The sequence below is a fragment of the Acinetobacter seohaensis genome, assembly GCF_056431365.1.
This window is the reverse complement of the sequence record NZ_JBWKMK010000031.1, coordinates 1-4,960: the sequence shown is the minus strand read 5'-3', so window position 1 is coordinate 4,960 and position 4,960 is coordinate 1. Positions and strand designations below refer to the sequence as shown.

Annotated in this window: 6 protein-coding genes; 2 read left to right on the top strand and 4 right to left on the bottom strand. The window is 36.4% G+C overall.

Annotated elements, in window-relative coordinates; all coding sequences use genetic code 11:
* Positions 1 to 1,623, bottom strand: a 1,623-nt coding sequence (locus AC07E5_RS06110; protein WP_498624985.1) for a relaxase/mobilization nuclease domain-containing protein, incomplete at its 3' end; no start/stop codon positions are given.
* Positions 1,613 to 1,945, bottom strand: a complete 333-nt coding sequence (locus tag AC07E5_RS06105; RefSeq protein WP_498624983.1) for a plasmid mobilization protein — start codon at positions 1,943 to 1,945, stop codon at positions 1,613 to 1,615. The genes AC07E5_RS06110 and AC07E5_RS06105, both read right to left, overlap by 11 nt.
* 313 nt (positions 1,946 to 2,258) lie before the next feature.
* Here AC07E5_RS06105 and AC07E5_RS06100 point away from each other — a divergent pair, with 313 nt between their 5' ends.
* Together AC07E5_RS06100 and AC07E5_RS06095 are read left to right on the top strand one after the other, a co-directional pair.
* Positions 2,259 to 2,495 (top strand): hypothetical protein, encoded by a 237-nt coding sequence (locus AC07E5_RS06100; protein ID WP_498624981.1) that lies wholly within the window; start codon positions 2,259 to 2,261, stop codon positions 2,493 to 2,495.
* Between the two features lie 77 nt (positions 2,496 to 2,572).
* Positions 2,573 to 3,409: a DUF2971 domain-containing protein gene (locus tag AC07E5_RS06095; protein ID WP_498624980.1), complete on the top strand. Its 837-nt coding sequence runs from the start codon at positions 2,573 to 2,575 to the stop codon at positions 3,407 to 3,409.
* Here AC07E5_RS06095 and AC07E5_RS06090 read toward each other — a convergent pair.
* Both AC07E5_RS06090 and AC07E5_RS06085 read right to left on the bottom strand, forming a co-directional pair.
* Complete coding sequence (locus tag AC07E5_RS06090; protein WP_498624978.1) at positions 3,398 to 4,339, bottom strand: replication initiation protein; 942 nt, start codon at positions 4,337 to 4,339, stop codon at positions 3,398 to 3,400. The genes AC07E5_RS06095 and AC07E5_RS06090 overlap by 12 nt on opposite strands.
* Positions 4,340 to 4,573: 234 nt before the next feature.
* Positions 4,574 to 4,861: a type II toxin-antitoxin system RelE/ParE family toxin gene (locus tag AC07E5_RS06085; RefSeq protein ID WP_179995778.1), complete on the bottom strand. Its 288-nt coding sequence runs from the start codon at positions 4,859 to 4,861 to the stop codon at positions 4,574 to 4,576.
* Between the last annotated feature and the right edge of the window lie 99 nt (positions 4,862 to 4,960).

Here is a 4,960-nt window from a genome sequence, read left to right as displayed (position 1 = left end):
ACGCCCAAATCCTCTACTTGCGCTCCTTTCAATCTGTTTCTCTTTCATTTGCTGGCTAATTTGCTGTTCACTTCTCTTAATTTGCTGTTCAGATTGTTTAATTGCTGATTTTGACTGGCTAATTCCTCGTTCTGACTTCTCAATACTTGATTCTGAATGTTCAAGGTTTCGATCTGCTCGCTCTGACTTTGATTTATAGCGTTTAGCTCTTTCAATTGCTTCTCTAACGAGTTCAATAAGTCTTTGTAGCGATTCATAAAGTCGTTTGGCATTGTCTTGTTCCGCTTGATTAGAATTACTCTGTTTTACGTCCTGCTTTACTTCTTTTGAGGTAGTTAAGCTTTCAAATAAACTTCCGCTCTCCTTTAAAAGCTCCTTTCCATCATTTGACTGGTTAAATGGATTTTCAAAAGGAGTTTTGAAGGTAGATTCTATTTTTCTAATTTCAGTACCATTTGATTGGCTGTATTCTCGTAAGCGTCCGCTTTTTTGCTGTTCTTCGCCATGATGTACAAAGTTTTCTTGTCTTCGCTCTCTTGTAGTCTCACCCTCCGCAAAATCTGTTTCTCTAGCGGTGTCTGCTCTACTTTCAGATTGATTTCGGCTAATTCCTGCTGCTTGTTCTGAATTTGCTTCGCTAACCACCAATTTACGCCAAGAAAGATCAGAAACACTGTAATCAACACGCCCAGCACTGCTCCCGTCAGAATATTCAAACGCAAAACGTTTCTGATTTTCGGCTGTTGATCTTGGATGGTCTGAAGGTTTGACCTTAAAATTTTCTCTGTTTCCTTGCTGCTTGCTCTCAGTAAGGCGTTGTAACTTTCCAAGTGCTGTTTCGTAACGCTCTCGGCTTGTTCTTTGATAATCCTGTCCTGCTCGGCGGTGTTCTTCTGCAAATTGTTTATCAAATTGTCGATTTTCATAAATTACGCCTTCTAAACGAATATTCCGCTTGCCGTCAGGATTCTTAATACTGATTGATCTATCTGTTTCTCTAGCAATCTCAAAGCCTGCACCCTTTAGGGTTTCAACTACATCTTGCCTATTTTGGATATTGCCATTGCTAATTTGCTCAGCAATTGCGGTCCCGATTTGCTCTTTAATTTCTTTGACGCTTTGAGGTAGGTTTTGGCTATTCAAACTCTTAATAGCTAGGGCTTTCTCAGGTGCATGAGGATCTGTTAAACCATGCTCGAAATTGATAACTTGCTTCCAGTTTTCTACAAGTGGGCGATCAGCTTGATCAAAATAAGGCTGTAATCTCTTTCCTGTACGTAATTCCACATTTGGAATTACGAAATTAAGTTCTAAACGCCCTTTATCAGTGTGTTCTATCCAAGTAATGTCGTATTGATCGCGCTCTAAACCTGCAAGCAATGTTTCTTCAAAGCTCTGCATAATGGCTTCTTTTTGCTGTTCTTCGAGGTTTGATTCCTCAAATGAAAGCACCCCAACCGTATAACGATTTTGGAAGTCCAGGTTATCTGCTAATCGTTGAGTTAATTCAGGATCTCCACTCAGTAAAACCGCACCTGGTCTATCTCGATCTTTGCCAAGCAGGTAGTCAATTGTTGCACCTGCACTACCTCCCCCTTTATTTCCCAAGAATTTAACGATCATAGGCAGCTAAGATTCCTTGTAGTTGTTCTCGGATTATTGCCAACTCCGCAAAAGCTCTAATTTTTTCTAAATCAGATTCAACAGTATTTACTTGTCTAGCAATCTGATTGAGATTTCCCCCAATGCGTCCTAATGCCGCTAAGAGTTGAGGATCTGCCGCTTTATAGTTTCTTTTTTTATTCGGTTTCTCATCTAGACAGGTATTTCGAATCCAAGTTGCAAGTTCTCCACCTTCCATACGTTCCAGTAAGGCGTGATGTTCACCTTCTGTTAAACGGACTTTGATTTCCTTATTACGTTTTATAAGCGTTTTTTCTTTCATAACAACTCATCAAATACTTGGTGCTTTTGGGTTTTGGGGTCGGCTTTTTTCCGTAAGAATTTTGGCTATGTTTCATGGCCATAAATCTTGCGGAAATAAAGTCGAAAAGAGGGTCAAGGGATTCTTCCCTTGCAAGGCACAAAAGGTAATCTAGCGAAAACTTTAGTTTTTGTCTAGAGTACCCTTTGTGTGTCCTTGCCCAAAATTAAAATTCAATAAAGTAATACCAATAAATTAAAATTACTTGATATTAGGGCTGTAATAAAATAATTATGTAAGAAGATCAATTAGGATTTAAATTGGAGTACTACTAATGACAATGAAAGATGGTGTTAAAGAAGTTGCAAACGCAACACTTGATGTTAAAGATGAAATTTGCACACGCATGATTGATGCTGGAGTAGATCCAAGAGAAGCACTAAAGGCATCATCAGTTGTAACTAAAACTCAAATTGAAAATATTATTGATAAAGTTCTAGGTAATAAGAATGCATCAAATTTCACACATAACCTATCTGAGATAGGAAAAAAAAATAAACCATTAAACTAGAGAAAATCAGATATCAGCTAAAAGAAGCTGATATCTGATTTAGGCTTGCACTGTTACACTTTAAAGTTGTCTTTTAAATGAGATATATAAAATATTTAAATCAAGAATCCGCTATAAAATTTTTAGAATCTGCAACTTTAAAATTTAGTCTTCTTACTGAGTTCAATGACCCTTTTGAAGGAAATCTCCTTATTTGTAGTAAATCTAATTTAGTAAAAGATAACTTAGAGTTAGAAATAGACTTATTTAATCATTCCAAAATTTTTAGTAAATATGAAATCAGTGAGTCTGAAGATATTACTAACTATAATTTTTGGGATGAAGAGGAGTTATTAAATGAGCTCTGTAATGGAACTGACGCCATAGCATGTTTATGTTTAAGTCGTTCGGCTAAAGGTACTGCTGACAATATGTTAATGTGGGCTCACTATGCTAGAGATCACAAAGGAATTGCTATAGCATTTAATCCAAATCATCCTTATTTTACTCATGTTGATGAGGTTAACTATTCTGATCGTAAAATGATCCTGGATGCCAGGATACTTGTCGAACATAGCAAAAGCTTCCCTATCAATACTTTTTTTCCAAAAGATAAATGCTGGCAGTACGAAGATGAAGTTCGTTTGTCTAAATGGCGACGAGATTTAATTGAAACTGTAAAAGCTGATAGTGTAGTTTTTACAGACAATATTCCTTTAGATTCGATTCAGGAAATATTTATTGGATGTAATGCTACAGAATCGACAAGACACCTAGTTTCTAACTTTTGTAAAAAGCACTCTATACCAGTAATTTCTTTCAAAAAGAAATTAACCTCTTATGGACTAATTTTTGATGGAAATATCGTAGATAAAGATAATTTAAGTGCTAAAGAGCATTTTGAAAAATATGCAAACTATATGTTACGTTACTAACCATCGACTTATCGTCATACGGCTCACATTAAGTTCCTTAGTTATAAACTGAATTGAAAAACCTGCTGATTTCAATTCTTTTGCCCTTATTCTCATTTCTTCATATTTTTTTGAACGAGCTTTTCCACCATTTGAAGAATTACTTTTTTTACCACCTAACGCCCCTTTTCGAGTTTGCCGATCTATAAACTCTTGATAGCAATAAGCGTCTTTCTTCCAACAGTAAGTCGCAATACTTTTTGCTGTAGCCTTAATTTCTGAATACGGTAAGGCTTCTAAAAACGTGTCATTTACGCTTAAACACTGTTTAGTAACTTCCTCTAGCCAAGCACTATAAATACCACCTCGATGCGCTCTAACAGCCGTATATGCCCATTTACGCACGGTATCGAACAGTGTGCAGTTGCGTCCAAGCCCTGAAACCTCTTGTTTCTTGCTTAGTTTCTTAGGTAAATCGACAAAATCAGCTAAATAATCGAGCGTATAAGCTTGTTCACTCCAAAAAGTGACACGCCAATCTTTATGAAATGGATTCTTCGTAATGAGATGACTGTAGCCAACGTCTGCTCCAAGTTTATTGGCAAGTCCTGCCTGAACCTTTGAGGCATAGGCTATTGCTTTTTGACTCGCTAATTCACTGGTACACAGTGGAATTTCTAATTTATAGCAAATATGAGCATGACCATTTTTTAAGGTCTGCGCTGTCCAATAGGGCATTGGCAAATTTTCATCATGCCATGCCATGACAGCATCTGAACGATCTATATCAAAAAAGAAGTAATGAAGCATACAAGGTTGATTACCCTGTATGTATTGCATGTTAATTGCCGTTTTTTTCGGTCTTATTTGTAAGCCATACAATAAATCATCTGCACAGTATGGTTTATGAGCAAGATTTTCAAAAAAATCGCTTAATTGAGCGTTATTCACCTTTTGCAACGTCCTTTATGTTGCAAATGCTCAAAACATCAGTAAAATACAAGTATCGAATTTGCGTTTACTGATGCTTTAAGTATTTGTTAAACAATGAGAAAAAAGTAGGTTTGCCGACCTGCTTTTTTTTCGCCTGAAAGAAAATCTAACACAACTTTAATAGTTTTAAAAGTTATTGATTTTCTTAATTTTATAGCCGTTTTTTTTGCCAATATACGGCATATAATCTAATTAAATATTTCTCGAAGTATGCAAGATTCTTAAAATAAAAACTCGCTTGGCTTCCTCATCAATTTGAATAATTGCACGGTATGGACTGTCAGAAATAAGCATTTCTCTTGTTCCTAAATTGCCCTTCTTTTTAGTTCGATTTGGTGAGAAATACAGGGTTTCTAGCTGTTCAGTAATTTTTAAATACATCCCTTCTGCTAGTTTTTCGCCCCATGTCTCTATGCCATACGCCAAAATTTCAATTAAATCCTGTTCTGCTTGTGGCAAGTAAGAAACTTCATAGGTCATCTTTTACGGCTCGCTACCAAGTCTCGTGCCTTTTGCATTGCAGTCGCATGTACTGACTTCATTTCTTTCGTATCAGATGGATGCGATTTCAAAGTATTT

What these genes read in the sequence shown, in the direction of transcription:
- AC07E5_RS06085 (WP_179995778.1), bottom strand. Translation starts at nt 4,861, where the DNA reads ATGACCTATGAAGTTTCTTACTTGCCACAAGCAGAACAGGATTTAATT.
- AC07E5_RS06100 (WP_498624981.1), top strand. Translation starts at nt 2,259, where the DNA reads ATGACAATGAAAGATGGTGTTAAAGAAGTTGCAAACGCAACACTTGAT.
- AC07E5_RS06105 (WP_498624983.1), bottom strand. Translation starts at nt 1,945, where the DNA reads ATGAAAGAAAAAACGCTTATAAAACGTAATAAGGAAATCAAAGTCCGT.
- AC07E5_RS06095 (WP_498624980.1), top strand. Translation starts at nt 2,573, where the DNA reads ATGAGATATATAAAATATTTAAATCAAGAATCCGCTATAAAATTTTTA.